The sequence below is a fragment of the Auritidibacter sp. NML100628 genome (genome assembly GCF_003185985.1).
Lineage (GTDB): Bacteria > Actinomycetota > Actinomycetes > Actinomycetales > Micrococcaceae > Auritidibacter > Auritidibacter ignavus.
Genome location: NZ_QHLP01000008.1, coordinates 1 through 16,269 on the forward strand (window position 1 = coordinate 1; position 16,269 = coordinate 16,269).

Consider the following 16,269-nt stretch of genomic DNA (forward strand, 5'->3'; position numbering starts at 1 on the left):
GACACGTCGAGGTCTTTCGGATGGACTGTGTAAGAACTTCCATCATCGGAAGACCTCGACGTCTATCCGGGCAGCGCCACGCCGTGTCCTGGAATCACTGATCCACACCCTCAATTACGAAGAGCCGTATTGTTCCCCGGTGCTATTAAAAATTGTCGAAGCAGTCGTTAAGTACATTTCCGGTCGAGTATCTAAAGAAGCACGGCTCGAACAGAGAATTGACAAGCTCAAAGCTGAGAATAAGAGCCTTGAGCAACAGGTGCGACGGGCGGAAGAGAGAGTCCACACCTTAAGAGTGGGACTGATCAGGAACGGTATCAGCCCGAATGATATAGATCCTTTGCCGCGCACTAACCATTTTGAATAACGGTCAGGATTTGAGTGCCCTCGCATGGTGCGGGGGCACCGGTGTTTAAGAGGTGGAGAATGGTCTTCTTAACTGGACTCGCGCAGGTCGCTAGAGACGCAGGACTCGTAGTACGGGAAACGAAATACTGGAAAACCCGAACCGCGCACCGAGGAGGTATCAGAGAAGTACGCGGGGTGCTGTGGCATCATACGGCCACGAACGCGGCCGCGGTAAAAGCCCGCAACAATCCGACATTGAATTACGTGATCCGTGGGCTCGGATACCCGCTTTGTAACCTTTTGCTGGCCTGGGATGGCTCCTTGGACGTGATAGCAGCGGGTACCGGGGCGCACGCTGGTAAGGGCCAGTATCCGCCTCGGATCCCGCGGGATCAGGGGAATCAGTTTCTCATAGGTATCGAGGTGGAGGGAACCACGGGGCTGAGGTGGTCCGATGCGCAACTGGAGACCGCTGCACGGCTTGGGGCCCAGTTAGATAAAGAGTTTGGCCGGATCATTCATATTGGCCACAACGAGTACGCCCCAGGTCGTAAGACTGATCCGACGGGGATACCTGGGGGCATGCCAGCGCTACGGAAAGCGATTAACCGTGGTTATTGGGAGAAACCCGGTAAGCAAACGACTAATAAGAATACTATTCAGGGGAAGGACTGGTTCGACATGGCCACTGAGAAACAACTGCGTAAGATCGTCAGAGAAGAAACCCGGCTCGCCCGGTGGACCTACAAAGGCAAGAATGAGGATTGGGATGCCTACGCCTACCAGAGGGAAACCTACCGGCTACTCGAAGAACTAGCAAACAAAGTCGGCTGGAAAGTCTGGTCGTATAAGAATCAGAACACTAAATCGGATTCCTACGCCTATATGCGCGCCACGCACAAAGCGGCGCTCGCAGTCCAGGGCGAACTCGAAGGCGTCCTGAAAGCGCTCGAGGCTCTCACCCAGGGTAGGAAGGTGAACCTGGAAGAGGTGCGCAGGGCGGCACAGCAAGGGGTGTCTGAGGCCATCAAATCGCTGGACGCGGACGTCACCCTAGAAGTCGCCACCGACAACACCAAGGAGGGCGAGTAATGCAGAAACGCAAGATCGGGCCAGTGACCGGTGCAACCACCGTCGGCGGCGCCCTAGGAGCATCCATCGCCCAAATCATTATTCACTTCGTACCCTCACTACAACCGCTGGAATCGGCGGTGACAGTGATCATCACCGTCATCCTGGCAGTGACCGCGGGGTGGCTGGTACCACCACAGGCACCGACCGTGCTACACGCCGGGCTTGATGTGGACTCATCGGACATTATCGGGCAGACGGAATCCACCGGTGATGACCTCGACGACCCCATCAACGATGACGAGACCGACCCTGACGGGCACGTACCTGGACACGAAGCCACCGTACGGCGCGGACCATCGGCACTTGGTGTAGACACTGAAGAAGAGAAAGAGTTCCTAGGAACCTGGTAGAACGAGAGTATCCTTTTTGGATTACGCCTGCCCCGCTCGCCGGCTCATTGCTGGCGGGCGGGGCATTTTTTGCATGCCCAAAGAACGGCCGGAGAACCTGGGTGTTCGCGCCACCCACGGCTGGTAATTTCGAAAAATCGGCTCAGAACAAGATGAACTCGGAACCGCTAAACCATGCGGAAATACTGCACATGCGCAGAAATATGAACGCGCACAAACACACAGCGTTAGCCGTTCGAGTCCCCTTACCTCCACCAAAGAACCGCACGATGGTGCGGTTCTTTTTTTATGTGGGTGACATGACTAGGTTTTCAGGCGTGCGAACCTCGTTATGATCACTGAGGTCATCAAAAACCCACGAGCCTTGCCTCAAGTCCGAAACGACCTCGCACAGGATCCGGTCGCTGAGCTCCAGTCGCAAGAAGCGGCCCTCTCGGGAGCCCTCTCCGACTCCGTGCCAGGTCGACTCCCGAACAAATCTTCAGCTCTCGTCTCTGTCACCGGCAATGCTGATGTCCTGCACGACGAGCACGGATTGAGCATTGACCAGCTCTTCCGAACGGCATCCTGATCGAAAGCATTCTGATGATGACGAGATGATTGAATCAAGCGTTTATTCGCACCCGTGATCTAGATGCTGTCATCATCATTGGTGCAGTTCTCACGCTCGTCATGGCAATATGACGAACACACCGATCCTGGAACTGCCACCGTCGACTCAAATCATGGTGGCTCAGTGCTCACGACGGCGGTGGACAAGGTAGCAACCCTATCCGCCGCCGTCGTTGGAGTTTGCTCTGTGGCTTATTTCTTATGTGCCACCTCTTTGACGATTTCGACAAAACGCTTTACGTAGTCTTGAAGAAATTCAACGGTGGAGTCTTGGACAAATTGGTCATTGTCATCAATCAGAGTCGGTGACTGCGGCAAGAAGACCTCGGGCTGGCCGGGGGTGGGCATGTCAAAGTAAGACAGGGCCAACCGAAGATTCTTCTGTGAGCTATAGCCACCCATACGTCCCACCGAGTGGCTGATGATGCCGGTGGGAAGACCTTTCCACACGACATCATTATTCGGCTTGGAACCGATATCAACAGCATTCTTCAAGCAGGCCGGAATGGTGCGGTTATTTTCTGCGGTGACGAACAAGACACCGTCGGAATTTTTAATGGTATTCCGGAAGTTCGTGTACTGCTCAGGGGTCGGTTTATCGGTGACCGCTGGGTCATCGTAGTCGAAATCGTAGAGGGGCAGATCCCGGATCTCCACGATTTGAGCGTTATAGCCGTCGGGGAAGTAGTCAAGCACATTGCGGGCGATCTTGCGGGCATAAGAGCCACGACGCAGACTACCGACAAGCACGGAAATGTTTTTGGTCATCAGAATTCCTTTCGTGTACTCATCTTGTACTCATTGGCTAACAGGTTGGGGGTCGAACTTAGAAGTCCCAGTCGTCATCGCTGGTATCCTCGGCTGTGCCGATCACGTAGGAGGAACCAGACCCGGAGAAGAAATCGTGATTTTCGTCCGCCCCGGGAGCCAAAGCGGCCAGGATTTCGGGATTGACCTCGGTTTCTTCTGACGAGAAGCGCGGCGGATACCCCAGGTTCATCAGTGCTTTATTGGCGTTATACCGCACGAAGACGGCAACGTCATCCATCAGTCCCAGAGGCTCATAGAGTTCACCCGAATATTGCAGCTCTAGCTCGTAGAGATCGTCCAGCAGGTTGAGGGTGAACTCTCGCATTTCCTTCTGTTGACTAGCCGTGCGGGCTTCCAGGCCCCGTTGGTACTTATAGCCGGAGTAGTACCCGTGGACTGCCTTATCACGCAGGATCAGCCGAATCATATCGGCAGTATTGGTCAGCGTGGCGTGGACCGAGAAATGCAACGGCAGATAGAAACCCGCATAAAGCAACAGTGACGACAACAGGGTCGAGGACACCTTGCGTTTCAGTGGGTCGTCGCCATAATAGTGAGCCAACACCTTCTTGCACCGTTGTTGTAGCAGGTCATTGTTGACCGCCCACCGATAGGCATTGTCGATCTCCGGTGTTGAGGTCAGAGTCGTGAATACCGATGAATAGGAGCGCGCGTGTACGGACTGCATGAACGCGATATTGGTATAGATCGCCTCTTCATGCTCGGTGCGTGCATCCTGAATCTGACAAATCTCCCCGACGGTGGCCTGGACGGTATCGAGCATCGTGAGCCCCGTGAAGACGCGCATGGTCAAGGTGCGTTCTTCTTCGGTGAGCTTCTGCCAGGCGGGAATGTCATGGGAGAGGGGCACTTTTTCTGGTAGCCAGAAATTTGCCGTGAGTCGATTCCAGACCTCGAGATCTTTCTCATCGTCGACGCGGTTCCAGTTGATCGGGCGCAACCGGGCAGTGGGGTCGTGGCGGTAGGACGGTGGGGTCACGGAGATTTCGGTGAGTGGACGGTTGGAATGGGTCGCAGTCATCGTTCTTCTTTCGACAGATAGGGTGGTCAGTGGTTACAGGGCGCAGGAGACACAGTTCTCGATTTCTGTGCCTCCCAGGGCCGGCTGGCGCAATCGGATGTAGTAGAGAGTCTTGATACCAGAACGCCAGGCATAAATCTGAGCCTTATTAATGTCCCGGGTAGTGGCGGTATCTCGGAAGAACAGCGTCAACGACAGCCCCTGATCCACGTGCTGTGTCGCGGCGGCGTAGGTGTCGATGATCTTTTCGTATCCAATCTCGTAGGCATCTTGGTAGAACTCCAGATTGTCGTGGGTCATATGCGGTGCCGGGTAATAGACTCGGCCGAGCTTTCCCTCCTTACGGATCTCGATCTTGGCCGCCACCGGATGGATCGAGGCGGTGGAGTTGTTGACATACGAGATGGAACCCGTGGGCGGGATGGCCTGCAGATAGGCGTTATAGATCCCGTGTTCTGTCACCGAGTCACGCAGCTTCTCCCAGTCTTCGCGCGACGGGATGGCGACCCCAGCGCTCGCGAACAGATCCCGGACTCGTTGGGTGGCTGGCTGCCACTCTTTCTCGGTGTACTTGTCGAAATAGCTACCGTCGGCATAGGACGAGGTTTCAAAACCCTCGAAGGCCTTCCCACGTTCAATCGCCAGCCGATTGGAGGCACGCAAGGCATGATAGGTGACAGTCAGGAAGTAGATGTCGGTGAAATCAATGCCCTCCTCGGAACCATAATGGATGCGTTGAGAGGCCAGGTAGCCGTGCAGGTTCATCTGGCCTAGCCCGATGGCGTGTGAGGCTTCGTTACCGGCAGCTACTGACGGAACAGCATCCACGTTGGTCTGATCTGAGACACTGGTGAGTGCCCGAACGGCCGTCTCCACCGTGGCACCGAAATCCGGAGAGGCCATCGCCGCGACGATATTTAGTGAACCCAGATTGCACGAAATATCACGACCGACTTCCTGGTAGCCGATGGCGCCATCGTAGCGAGATGGTGTATTTACCTGCAGAATTTCGCTGCACAGGTTGGACATGTTAATCCGGCCCTGTAGTGGATTAGCGCGGTTGACCGTGTCTTCAAACAGTACGTAGGGGTAACCGGACTCGAACTGTAGCTCAGCCAGGGTTTTGAAGAACTCACGGGCCTTGATGGTGGACTTGCGGATCCGTGGATTGGCGACCAGCTCGTCATAGTGATCGTTGACTGACAGGTCTGATAGTGGGGTCCCGTATTCGCGCTCAACGTCGTAGGGACTGAACAAGTTCATGTCCTTATTAGCCTTGGCAAGATGGAACGTCACATCCGGGATGACGACACCAAGAGAAAGCGTCTTGATGCGGATTTTCTCGTCGGCGTTCTCACGCTTGGTGTCGAGAAACCGCAGAATATCGGGATGGTGGGCGTGTAGATACACCGCACCTGCGCCTTGGCGTGCCCCTAGCTGGTTGGCGTAGGAAAATGAGTCTTCCAGGATCTTCATCACGGGAACAACTCCGGAAGCCTGGTTTTCGATCTTCTTGATCGGCGCCCCCGCCTCACGAAGGTTTGATAGCAGTAGCGCTACTCCGCCGCCCCGTTTAGACAGTTGTAGCGCAGAGTTGACACTGCGACCAATGGATTCCAGATTGTCTTCCATCCTCAGCAAAAAGCACGAAACTAGTTCACCGCGTTGGGCTTTTCCAGCGTTGAGGAAGGTGGGTGTAGCCGGTTGAAAACGGCCAGACATCATCTCATCAACCAGTTGGGTAGCCAATACTTCGTCCCCGTGACCCAGGTATAGAGCCGTGGTAGCGACTCGCTGGGCGTACCCCTCCAAATACTGGGATCCGTCAAAGGTTTTCAGAGCGTACGCGGTAAAGAACTTGAAGGCGCCCAAGAAGGTCTGGAAACGGTGACCGGCGTTCTCGGCACGCTCGTATACAGCGGTGACGAATTCTTCTGAGTACGCGGCGAGGAAATCTTTCTCGTAGTAGTCGTTGTCCACCAACCAGTGCAGTCTTTCCCACACTGAATCAAAGCGTTTGGTGTTGGGGGCCACGTGCTGATCCAGGTACGCCTGGGTTGCTTGGCGATCCTTATCAAACTGGATCGAGCCGTCAGCAGCAAACAGGTTCAGCTGGGCGTTGAGTGCGTGGTAGTCCCTGCGCTCACCGATTCCGGTGACCTCAGGAGCATCCGTGGTGGGTATCGTCATACCGTTTCCTTTCGACTTAGCTTGGAGTGGAGGTAAAGGTTTGGGAGTCGGCTTGGTCCCAGAAGCGAGTCAGTCCGGTGTCCACCAGCTCGATGTCGCGCCGCGTTCCTAAGAGTTCAAAGCGATACAGCTCCGGTACCTTGCATTTGGCGGAGATGATCGGTCCGGCCAGACAGTAGTGCTGACCGAAATTGGTGTTTCCCGCCGTGATCACACCGCGGATCAAAGACCGATTGATCGGGTCGTTGAGGAATTTGATCACCTGCTTGGGTACCGCACCAGAGCGCTCCCCACCCCCGTAGGTGGGGACAACGAGCACGAAAGGGCGTGAGACACGGATATACCCTTCACTTCTCGGGCGCAGCGGAATTCGTATGGCCGGTCGGTTCAGCTGCTCCACGAAGCGACGGGTGTTCTCCGAAACGCTGGAAAAATACACCAGATCCGGGGACTCTTTGACTGGTATTTCTCGAACCGGGAGTGCATCCGGGGGTTTCTTCGCTGGAGTATGCACAGCGATCTCTCCTCACTCATTGACTGAAGTGGACATCATAAAAACACAATATCTTGTGTGTTGATGAACTAATTAGGCGCATATCTAGTAGTATCACACGATAGGTTCCGTGTCTACGCGCTAACTGTGTTTGTAACTACGGCATGGCGAACATATGATGGAGCGTAGCGAGGTACTCACACCAAACAGTCAGTAGCCAGATCGGAGTAGACGTGACAGTAGAGACGTGGCGCGATGGCATTTGGTTGGAATCAATTGGCTTGTTTCAGCAAGCGCGGGCGGGCAATCACCAGGCTGCGATGCGACTTTTGGAGACTTCAGCGGACCCAGCCACCACGGTGCATGGACTGTTGCGTATGTTGGTGGTGTTTCTGCGAGACGAAGATCCTGAGAAGATGGAGCGATTCCTTGACGCGTCCCTCCGCGCCGGTGCGCCACCGTTGGGTTCACCATTTGTTCGTGATAGCGCGGCATTTGCCGAAGGATTCGCGGGGCGACTGCGTGGTGGTTTTCGCTTGACGGGGCACATGCGAGCTCTGCTTGAGACGGACATTCCGGTGCTGGCTACGGCTACACCGGAAGGGGCTCCTGCGGTTGGACCAACGAGTTCGCTTCGTATTTGGGATGAACGCACACTCTTTTATTACGAACCGCCAACCGGTCGGCACCTGGCAAATTTCCGCGCTGGATCGGTCGCCACGGTTGCCGTAATTGATCAGGACAACTTTACGGGTTATCGGTTTGTGGGACTACCCGAGGTTCATCACAACGGAGACGTGTTCGAGGCAGCCGTGACTTTCGCTCGTGCGCAGGACGTAAGCCCACCCGCTGCAGCGGTCTTGATCCACCTGCACGAGGCGGAGATGTTGGACGTCAGCGCGTAGGCAACGATGAACTCTAGCGTTCCTGACAATAACCTGAAAAACTGCTGTTGGACTTTGCACGACGATCAGCAGAAGAAAACAAAGGCTTCGTCGCCTGCCTGTTTGATCTGTCGTTCGATAGTTTCGTGACGGTCAAGTTCACGAAGATCATCTATATTTTGATCCTCGTTCTGGTCGGCATCTCCCTGATCATTGGTTGGCTAGTGCCGGCATTTACCATCATGGCGACAGGTGTCGCGCTGATTGGCGTACTGTGGTTGCTGATTGGATGGATCATTCCCGTTGTTCTGCTGGTGCTCTTACGTGTGACGATGGAGCAATTCATTGCGACCATTCGCACCGCACAGAATACTGCTGCTACACGTCAAGAAGTTCAGAAATTGCGTGACGAAGTGGGGCAGCGAGGCTAATTTGTACAGCTGGTCCGGCTGTTTCAAAGCGACGATCACCCGTGTGGGGGATGCGGTGTGCTATTCCTCTCCGCAGATTGCGATTGAGAGCATTCATCCCGATCAACTGGTTGCGGGGGAATGGGTCCACCCAGGCGAGATTCCGGCTGGCGATGGCCCTGCATAACGACATGATCCGCACGGTGGCGATGGCTTTCTGGGGATCATCTATGACAATCCTTCATCGGCTGAAACAACCAATCCGCTGAGCACGATCTATTGATTAATAATGACGCAATAAATACTGAGTGAAATTGAAGCATTATCGATTATAAATATGTTGCGAAACAGCTTAGGAAAAGATGTGTGGATAATCAGAAAACTACAGATGACGGTAGAGTACCGTATGCGAAATGGTATAAGCACCGGGGCGAGACGTTAGAGAGACTTCGTGAACAGTATCCTGACGGGTTCACTTATGGTAAGAAGATCCCGCCTAGGAATCCGGAGAATCCTCCGGAACTAAGGCCTGAAGGATTTGAGCCTCTCAATTCGAAGCAGTGGAACCACATCCTCTACGGAGAACGGCGTAACAGTTCGACGCCAGAAGCACCTAGAGGTCGTGGAGGCCATGGGGCCGGGTACGGGTGGATTTTTGAGTTAGCTGAAGGTGTTCCTAGGACCGAGTTCCCACGCGATTGGTCTCACGAAGATATTGTGCATGCGATTGATGACACGATCGCCCGGGGTAAGCCAGTACCGTCTAGGCATGGCCTTACCTATGAGCACACGGTGGATGGGGTGCCGTGCAAGGTGGCGACTGGTCGGAGAAAACACGGCGGGCTACGCTACATTCTTAGTGCTTATCCGGATCTTGACCCCAGGAAGTAGAATAAGATCATGTGGAGCTCCTACGAAGTTTTTAAGTCTTTGTACAGCGTGGTTGTTGACGCTGTTGGAGAGTCGAATCCAGTACTAGAAGAAGCGGTGAATGCGTCTCAGCACCGAGAGCTCGGTATTGCTGTGTTGTTTTGTCTTGACGTGGCCGTAGAAGAGTCAATAAAAATACCAGAGGAATTGCTCGTTCAAGCTAGTGAGGTGTTTGACGAGGAAGACGTTGATGATGAGCCTGCTTTCGATGATATCGCGCTTCTCCGTGAGTTGAACGAGCAACAGGTGGCCTAAGGCCCCAGTTTTTATTGCCCCGTACCAGTAACTGGTGCGGGGTTTTGTTGTGCCTGGTTGTTGGTGTGGTTTCCGGGGTTTTTAGTGATACGCGCCCATTTGCGCGGTCTCATGGTGAGTGAAGGAAAGGGTGTAGTCGGGATGTCCGAAAACACGAGTAACGCCGGTGACGGTGGAGAAGACAACGAAGAAACCATGGCCCCTAACAACGGTGACCGGAAGGGGTTTGAGGGTGAACGGCAGCCTGAAGAGAAGTCTTCTGTCCCCGTAGAGGAGCGGTTGTTTTCTCAGGCTGATGTGGACCGGGTGGTCCGTGACCGGTTGGAGCGGGAGCGGAAGAAATACGAGGGTTTCGAGGATTTCAAGAACACCGCTGAGCGCGTGGACGGCCTCGAAGCCTACAACGAGAAGTTGGAGAAGAAACTGGCCGAGTATCAGCGCCGGGAGACCGTGGAGCGCATCGCAACAGAGCATGGGGTGCCGACTTCGGTGCTACGCGGTCATAGCGAGGGTGAGATCACTGAGCATGCCAAGGCGTTGCTCGAAGCGTTCTCTCAAAATGCTGGGGTCAAGGCTGGTGGTTATGCCGGTGTGGGGGTGCGTGAGGCTCCTCCGGTGGATTCTGCTGGTAAAGCGCGGGTTTCTGAGCAGCAGAAGTTTGCTCAGGATCTTCTACGAGGTCGCTAAATGGGTGGTCTCGGCTTAACTAACACGAATGATGATGACGCTAGGCGCTGGCGTGTGCGTGCTGGCGGTCATGACCAGGGACGGTGAGTGTCCTTCGGGGGTAATACTCTTTGTTTTGTGACGCTTTGGAAGCGCGTGTTTGTGATGGCTATTTTTTACTACTGAGACAGCGAAGATGCTGATGCCTTGCACGGTGGCGGATGGGCTGATCAAGGACACCATCAACACCTCGACGGTGGCTGAGTTTGTGACGGAGGGTGCGGAGAAGTCTGCTACCACTGGTGGGTTCACCTCTCTGACCGCGACTCCGAAGAAAGCTCAGGTCACGATGCGGTTCAATGAGGACAATGAGGAAGTCCAGTGGGCCGATGAGGAGCACCAGCTGAGCAGGCTCCGTGGCACTGTCTCGTGCCCTAGATCTGGGCCTGTATCACCGGGTCAGCCCGTTGAGTGGTACTGAAATCACGGCCTGGGATCACTACGTGGGTGCTACCGAGTACTCCGCGGAGCTGTCTGCATCTGTTGAACCAGACCAGGTGGTACGCGCTGCCGCTGGGCTGTTGATCAATCGAGACCGGCCGGTGTCGGTCCATGGGTTTGCGATTGTCCCGCGACTGACCTGGGAATTATCGAACTTGCAGACCAAGAATGCTGATGGTTCCCCTTCGGGGACTCAACGGTACCCGAATCTTGGTTTGGGTACCGGTATCAACGCATTCCTCGGTATTACCACTGCTCACGGGGACACGGACTCTGGCCGACCTGAGGCAACGACCGAAACCGGTGTGCGTAGGAACCGCTAAACCATGCGAAAAATAATGCGGATCCGCAGAAGTGCGCACGCGCACAAATGCATAGCGCTAGCCGTTCAAATCCCCTTACCTCCACCGCGAAGACGCTCATATTAGGACAACATGGGCGTCTACTTTTTCCTCTCATAAGGAGCGCAGTTCACGGGCGATCTGTGACCTCAACAGTTGAATAGGAACTCTGACACCTCCCATCCCAGCGCCTCTATCTCACCGTTGACTGTTCCCGGCGGACTTGTCGGCTCGGTCTCATCCGATGGATCACTACCGCGGGCCGTCGAGATCGGTAGCATCCTCGCGTCAAGTCATGGTATGACGTGCCGAGGTGCAGATTCATCACATAATGTTCGGGTCGCGGGCTGAGAACAAATCGTTGTTTCATCAGCCCAATCGGGGCTTCGTCAGTGGGCGTTTCGGCGATTCAGAGCAGTCATGACGACTCATCTGTGTATGCCGGTCGCATTTCCACACATAAACCTTGAAGCATGGCTTGTGCCATTGTATTATGTGAGTAATACAAAGGTACAAAGGAAAGGAGTGATGTGGAATTTGAAGCTGGAACCCCGATCTGGAGGCAGCTTGTCGATGAGTTCATTCGCCGCATTGTCAGTGGCCAATGGCCTGCGGGTTCCCGTATTCCGGCCGTTCGTGAACTTGCAACCGATCTCCGCGTCAACCCGAACACTGCTCAACGTGCACTCAGCGAGCTCGAACGTCGCGAGCTGTGCTACACCGAACGGACCGCGGGACGGTTCATCACCGAAGACCACGGCCGTATCGACGACCTGCGCCTCGAGCTTGCGCGTTCGGCAGCCATTAACTACATCCGAACCGCGCAACAAATCAAGCTGAGTCTCGACCGCGCCCAGCAACTCATCAGTGAAAGTTGGCACCATCATGACGACAACAAGTCAGAAGGTAGTTGATCCCATGAGCACTACCGATCAACCACTGCTGTCCATTCGTAATCTGTCCAAAAAATTTGGCAAAACCACCGCTCTCGACGGCGTCAATCTCGAGCTAACCGGAGGTCGCATCGTCGGTCTACTCGGTGAAAATGGTTGTGGCAAAACCACCATGCTGAAGGCCATCGCCGGCGTGCTCGACGGCACCGACGGCGACATCCGGATCCTTGGTCAGGCACCCGGACCTGAGACGAAAGCCTTCACGGCATTTCTGCCTGATGTCGAGTTTCTCTCTCGCGCGTTTACCCTACGATACTGCCTCGATCTATACGATGATTTATTCGCTGATTTCGACCGCGACCGGGCGCTCGAGATGATGCGGAATTTCGGGTTTAGCGATGGAATGAAACTGCGCGAAATGTCGAAGGGTATGCGCGAGAAGATCCAGATCGCGCTCACCATGTCCCGCCGGGCCAAGCTTTACCTGCTTGATGAACCGATCAGCGGTATCGACCCGGCCGCGCGCGACGAGATCCTCGACACCGTGCTCAACAACCTGGCTGCCGACTCACTGTTGGTGATGTCAACTCACCTCATCCACGACCTTGAACCTGCTATCGACACGGTGGTGTTCATGCGCCACGGTCGTATCACGCTCACCGGCAACGCCGACGATCTGCGCGCTGAACACGGTCTGAGTATCGACCAGCTTTTCCGAAAGGTATTCCGATGACACTGACACTCTTAAAACACGAGTTCATCCGCACCCGCGTTCTGCTTGCGATCATCATCGGTGGCGCCCTCGCGGCGAGTGCTTTAGGCACGCTGCTGATGTGGATCAATCTGCCAGTCGTGAGTCACTTCGGGCCACCACTGATCGTGTTACCGATCGTGGCGCTCGTGCCCGCGACTCAAATCGCCCTCGCCATCGACTTTTGGTGTTCAGGGTTTCGCAGTGGAGGCTACCTCACTCACGCGATTCCGGTGAAAGGCGCAACTATCTTCTGGACGAAGTTATTGCACATGATGCTGGCGACGGCGGTCGTATTGATCATCGGATTCCTGCTGTTCTGGGCCGCCTGGTTCACGTTTGCGAGCTCACCAACCGCTGCTGGTTTGGGCCCTGAGGAGCCGAACTTGTTCGTGGCGTTGGGCTCGGGACTAGAGGCTATCAGCGACTTCATCCCGCTACCATTGCTCCTCGGAGTGTACCTGCCGATCGTGGTGCTATTCATATTTTTCACCTGGCCGGTGATGTACGCATTCATCGCCTCTGTCGGTAGCGAGGGTCCATTCGGTCGAATGGGCATTGGTGGCCTGGTTTTGATGGCCGTGATCACCTACGTCGGTAGCCAAGCCATTATCTTTCTTGCGATACTGGCTATTCCGTTGGGATTCGACTTCACTGTTGTTAGTGACGATGGAACACCGCAGCTGGTGGTCATCAACACCCTCGAGATCGCCTTTGCCGATGGTGACAGCGCCATCATGCCACTCGGCGTGTTCGTCGGAACGATCCTCACGCTTGTCATCGTCATGTGGCGCACCCACCGTTCCTGGAATCGGCACGTTTCACTCAACTAATTGTGCGGTGATGCGGCGGGCAGGATCCTAACCTGCCCGTCGCTGGCAGTGTGCCGGCACCGTTCGTGGTGGATGTGATTATTTTCTGCGGTCACGGCGATTCCCTCGGGATACCTGATAACTATCTATTGGTCTTGCATAACGATATAAGACTTGCCGTCGATGTGTTGTCGAGTACTCACACACTGTAAGGTCGACAAGGTGTCGTGAGGTGGCACCGGTACCGTCCCACCGTGGCTACCTCGAAGGAGATCCCATGAATCGTTGGGAAAAGACCCGGAACAGACTCACCACTCTGGTCGGAACCGCTGTTGTGCCTCTGACACTTAGCGCCTTCGGGGGCTATGAGTGGGTCCGAAGCTCAGCGGAGACGCCATTGTTGATCTCGACCCCGACGTGCTCCTGGCACCGCGCTCAGGTATGACCCAGAAGCAGTACGACCTGCTGGACGATATCGGTCTGAGAGCGGCTTGTCTCGAGTTGACGTGGACCATCACGTGGGAAGAACAGATTCACACCGTCGCCACCGTTCTGGGGGAAGAAGACCAGGCCCCGAAGCTGATCGAAGAGATCGACCAGGAATTTCACGACCGTAGCTAGGAGGAATAGTCCAACGACACCTTCTCGTATATACCAGAAGGGACCAGGCACACCGGGCCTGCTCTTTCCTGGAGAGTAGCGCGTCCCGATGGAGAGCAAATTCGGTTTGACCGTAGACTCGGCGCTGATCGGACTCGAGAACATCGATATGCTCAAGAATCCCGATCTGAGTTTTATCTGGTATGACGATAAGGAAAACCGGAAAGTGATCGAAGGCCAAGATCTCTACGCTTCGATTCTGGCAATTGACAACGGTGTTGTGGTGGCACCGACCAGTCTTTGGTGACCGCATCCTCCATTATGAGCCCATTAACTGTGCCCTGGGTGCTGGACCGATACGAGACCCATGATCGATGAGACCGTCCAGAATGCTGAGGGCGAAGGCTCCGCGGACCACGCCGAGTAAAACACTAGTTCGCACCTGTCCTGCGCGGTGGCGACGACGCCTCCTGACAGCAGGTGCTGGCAGCCCGCTGGCCACCCGCCCTGGTCGGGGCAGTGGTCGGTGCTACTCTGGCTGTTTATCCAGGAGCTGACCCGCAACCCGCTGGAAGGGCCAGGGCTACCCCGGATGCCCACCGGGGCCTGCGTCGCGGTGGTAAACGGCTACTGCCTTCTTCGCATTACTCGGTGCCATCGCCGTGGTGATCCTGGTCTCGGTGCTAAGTCGGTCCTCCGGTAGCGAATCGGTCGTACCGCTGAGCCTGGCCGGAGCATGGTTTGACACCCACTGGGCGATACTGCCCGCGGTGCTTCTCGGTCATGGCAAACTCATTGCCGAAGATCCCGCCGCCCTGCTCCTCACCGCAGAGTTGGTCCACCGGGTCTTTGGCCCCGAGTGTGAGATCTTCCCTGACCCGCGCCCGATCGCAGAACGCACCGAGAAGTTCACCTCAAAAATAGTTATACTAGCCTCTATATAACTGTTATGGTTATATACATGACGAGCGTTCCCGTGATTCTCGACATCGTGGGGTCCCGTGATCTTCCCGATCGTGTCGTGGCCCATTCTGTGATCATGGATGCTTTTGCCCGTATCGAAGAGCAGATTGTGCCCGACCATCCGGCCTGGGCCACAGTGGGCGACGAGTTCCAAGCGGTCTACTTCTCGTGGCAGGACGCGGTGCGAAGCCTGTACCGTGTGCATCTGCTCTTGCCGGCAGAGGTTCAGGTACGGGCCGGAGTGGGCATGGGACGTATCACGACGATTGCTCGTAGCGTCACCGGGCCAATTCATGACGGGCCCGGCTGGATCGCAGCCCGGGAAGCCCTTAACGAAGCCGAGGTGCTCCAGCAATCCTTACCTGCCGTCAGACACCGCCTGCGCGGGGAGGATGCCGACCTGGCGGTGGCGGTTAACGCTCAATTTCTGGCCGTTGACCAGGTACTGGCCCGGTTCAAGTCCCGCGAACGTCGCATGGCCGGAGCCTTATTGCACGGGGTGACCCAACGGGAGATCGCCCAGTCCGAAGGAATCAGCCAGGCGGCAGTTTCCAAAGCCGTGCATCGGTCTGGGGCAGCTATGCTGTTACGGTTAGATCGCGAGTTGGCGGGGGAGACATCATGATGTTTGGTTGTGCCCTGCTAGTCATTGGGGTCAGTGATCTGCTGGCCGTGTTCATCCGCCGGATGCCGGCCCGGTGGGTGATCGCGACGGTGTGGTGGCTACTGGCCCTCATTGGTGCCACGGTCGTGACCCACTGGTGGCACGCAGCCGTGGCGGTCGTGCTCGCTCTCGTCTGGATGGTGGCTAGCCAACGCCACCTGATCTGGCGTGGTCCAGTGCTCGTCGTGCTACTGGCCGTGGTTTTCGGTGTCACGTGGGCGACTGGAGATCACGAGCCCAGCCCGATCGTTATGGCGACCGGATCGTTGGTGTTCTTATCCAGTACCGGCAATGAAGTGGTGCGCAGTGTTTTGGAACTTACCGGGCGTCACGAGATGCCCGGCCAACACCGGCCCCCGGAGGAGGAAGGCTCCACAGCCTCCTCACTGCGAGGTGGTCGCATCATCGGTCCGTTGGAACGGATCATCATTTATGTGCTGGCCTTGACGGGTGCCCAAGGCATTGTGGCAGCCCTGATTGCCGCCAAAGGGATTGTGCGCTTTCCCGAAATTTCCGCCGATCGTCGGATCGGGGCCCGGGCGGAAGAATTTCTCATCGGGTCCTTGACGAGCTGGGGTCTGGCCGGAGCGCTCGCGGCTGCCACGCTCGTTCTCTAGGCC

The 16,269-nt window shown here is 55.8% G+C and carries 22 protein-coding genes; 18 read left to right on the plus strand and 4 right to left on the minus strand.

Going from position 1 to position 16,269, the window contains the following annotated elements:
* The 4 genes from DCC24_RS12315 to DCC24_RS06825 all read left to right on the plus strand — a co-directional run.
* Positions 1-367 (plus strand): hypothetical protein (locus DCC24_RS12315; protein WP_233492013.1); only part of this gene is annotated, 367 nt, incomplete at its 5' end.
* A 59-nt stretch (positions 368-426) separates the two neighbouring features.
* On the plus strand, positions 427-1,440 hold the full coding sequence (locus DCC24_RS06815) for an N-acetylmuramoyl-L-alanine amidase (protein ID WP_110099179.1): 1,014 nt from the start codon (positions 427-429) through the stop codon (positions 1,438-1,440).
* Positions 1,440-1,832 carry a hypothetical protein gene (locus DCC24_RS06820; RefSeq protein ID WP_110099180.1) on the plus strand — a complete coding sequence of 131 codons (393 nt, stop codon included), beginning with the start codon at positions 1,440-1,442 and terminating at the stop codon, positions 1,830-1,832. The genes DCC24_RS06815 and DCC24_RS06820 overlap by 1 nt, the downstream gene beginning before the upstream one ends.
* A gap of 331 nt (positions 1,833-2,163) precedes the next feature.
* Positions 2,164-2,403, plus strand: coding sequence for a hypothetical protein (locus DCC24_RS06825; protein ID WP_110099181.1), 240 nt, complete (start codon positions 2,164-2,166; stop codon positions 2,401-2,403).
* A gap of 233 nt (positions 2,404-2,636) precedes the next feature.
* On the opposite strand, the gene DCC24_RS06830 is transcribed toward DCC24_RS06825, so the two are convergent.
* From DCC24_RS06830 to nrdI, 4 genes are read right to left on the minus strand one after another with little or no spacing between them, the layout of a single operon-like run.
* Positions 2,637-3,212 carry an NADPH-dependent FMN reductase gene (locus DCC24_RS06830; RefSeq protein WP_199446243.1) on the minus strand — a complete coding sequence of 192 codons (576 nt, stop codon included), beginning with the start codon at positions 3,210-3,212 and terminating at the stop codon, positions 2,637-2,639.
* Between the two features lie 58 nt (positions 3,213-3,270).
* Positions 3,271-4,296: a class 1b ribonucleoside-diphosphate reductase subunit beta gene (gene nrdF, locus DCC24_RS06835; RefSeq protein ID WP_110099183.1), complete on the minus strand. Its 1,026-nt coding sequence runs from the start codon at positions 4,294-4,296 to the stop codon at positions 3,271-3,273.
* Positions 4,297-4,329: 33 nt separating this feature from the next.
* A complete protein-coding gene (gene nrdE / locus DCC24_RS06840) occupies positions 4,330-6,486 on the minus strand; it encodes a class 1b ribonucleoside-diphosphate reductase subunit alpha (protein WP_110099184.1) in 2,157 nt (718 codons plus the stop codon).
* 16 nt (positions 6,487-6,502) lie between these two features.
* On the minus strand, positions 6,503-6,952 hold the full coding sequence (nrdI, locus tag DCC24_RS06845) for a class Ib ribonucleoside-diphosphate reductase assembly flavoprotein NrdI (protein ID WP_199446249.1): 450 nt from the start codon (positions 6,950-6,952) through the stop codon (positions 6,503-6,505).
* A 260-nt stretch (positions 6,953-7,212) separates the two neighbouring features.
* Between nrdI and DCC24_RS06850 the strand changes: the two genes are divergently transcribed.
* The 14 genes from DCC24_RS06850 (at position 7,213) to DCC24_RS06920 (ending at position 16,266) form a co-directional block, all read left to right on the plus strand.
* Entirely contained in the window at positions 7,213-7,884 is a 672-nt protein-coding gene (locus DCC24_RS06850; RefSeq protein ID WP_110099186.1) for a pyridoxamine 5'-phosphate oxidase family protein, read from the plus strand.
* Positions 7,885-7,931: 47 nt separating this feature from the next.
* Positions 7,932-8,294: a DUF4282 domain-containing protein gene (locus tag DCC24_RS06855; protein ID WP_158524618.1), complete on the plus strand. Its 363-nt coding sequence runs from the start codon at positions 7,932-7,934 to the stop codon at positions 8,292-8,294.
* Positions 8,295-9,173: 879 nt separating this feature from the next.
* Positions 9,174-9,458 carry a hypothetical protein gene (locus DCC24_RS06865; RefSeq protein WP_110099189.1) on the plus strand — a complete coding sequence of 95 codons (285 nt, stop codon included), beginning with the start codon at positions 9,174-9,176 and terminating at the stop codon, positions 9,456-9,458.
* Between the two features lie 141 nt (positions 9,459-9,599).
* Entirely contained in the window at positions 9,600-10,145 is a 546-nt protein-coding gene (locus DCC24_RS06870) for a hypothetical protein (RefSeq protein WP_110099190.1), read from the plus strand.
* A 175-nt stretch (positions 10,146-10,320) separates the two neighbouring features.
* Positions 10,321-10,605: a hypothetical protein gene (locus DCC24_RS06875; RefSeq protein WP_110099191.1), complete on the plus strand. Its 285-nt coding sequence runs from the start codon at positions 10,321-10,323 to the stop codon at positions 10,603-10,605.
* Positions 10,592-10,948, plus strand: a complete 357-nt coding sequence (locus DCC24_RS06880) for a hypothetical protein (protein WP_146206298.1) — start codon at positions 10,592-10,594, stop codon at positions 10,946-10,948. Before DCC24_RS06875 ends, DCC24_RS06880 begins: the two co-directional genes overlap by 14 nt.
* Before the next feature lie 548 nt (positions 10,949-11,496).
* Entirely contained in the window at positions 11,497-11,880 is a 384-nt protein-coding gene (locus tag DCC24_RS06885) for a GntR family transcriptional regulator (RefSeq protein ID WP_110099193.1), read from the plus strand.
* Positions 11,881-11,884: 4 nt separating this feature from the next.
* Positions 11,885-12,592 (plus strand): ABC transporter ATP-binding protein, encoded by a 708-nt coding sequence (locus tag DCC24_RS06890; protein WP_110099194.1) that lies wholly within the window; start codon positions 11,885-11,887, stop codon positions 12,590-12,592.
* Positions 12,589-13,443: a hypothetical protein gene (locus DCC24_RS06895; protein ID WP_110099195.1), complete on the plus strand. Its 855-nt coding sequence runs from the start codon at positions 12,589-12,591 to the stop codon at positions 13,441-13,443. Before DCC24_RS06890 ends, DCC24_RS06895 begins: the two co-directional genes overlap by 4 nt.
* A gap of 348 nt (positions 13,444-13,791) precedes the next feature.
* Complete coding sequence (locus DCC24_RS06900) at positions 13,792-14,043, plus strand: ABC transporter substrate-binding protein (RefSeq protein ID WP_110099196.1); 252 nt, start codon at positions 13,792-13,794, stop codon at positions 14,041-14,043.
* Positions 14,044-14,131: 88 nt separating this feature from the next.
* Positions 14,132-14,329, plus strand: coding sequence for a hypothetical protein (locus DCC24_RS06905; RefSeq protein WP_110099197.1), 198 nt, complete (start codon positions 14,132-14,134; stop codon positions 14,327-14,329).
* A 358-nt stretch (positions 14,330-14,687) separates the two neighbouring features.
* Entirely contained in the window at positions 14,688-14,966 is a 279-nt protein-coding gene (locus DCC24_RS06910; RefSeq protein ID WP_158524620.1) for a hypothetical protein, read from the plus strand.
* Between the two features lie 17 nt (positions 14,967-14,983).
* A complete protein-coding gene (locus DCC24_RS06915; protein ID WP_158524621.1) occupies positions 14,984-15,610 on the plus strand; it encodes a SatD family protein in 627 nt (208 codons plus the stop codon).
* On the plus strand, positions 15,607-16,266 hold the full coding sequence (locus DCC24_RS06920; RefSeq protein WP_110099200.1) for a hypothetical protein: 660 nt from the start codon (positions 15,607-15,609) through the stop codon (positions 16,264-16,266). The genes DCC24_RS06915 and DCC24_RS06920 overlap by 4 nt, the downstream gene beginning before the upstream one ends.
* Positions 16,267-16,269 lie beyond the last annotated feature (3 nt).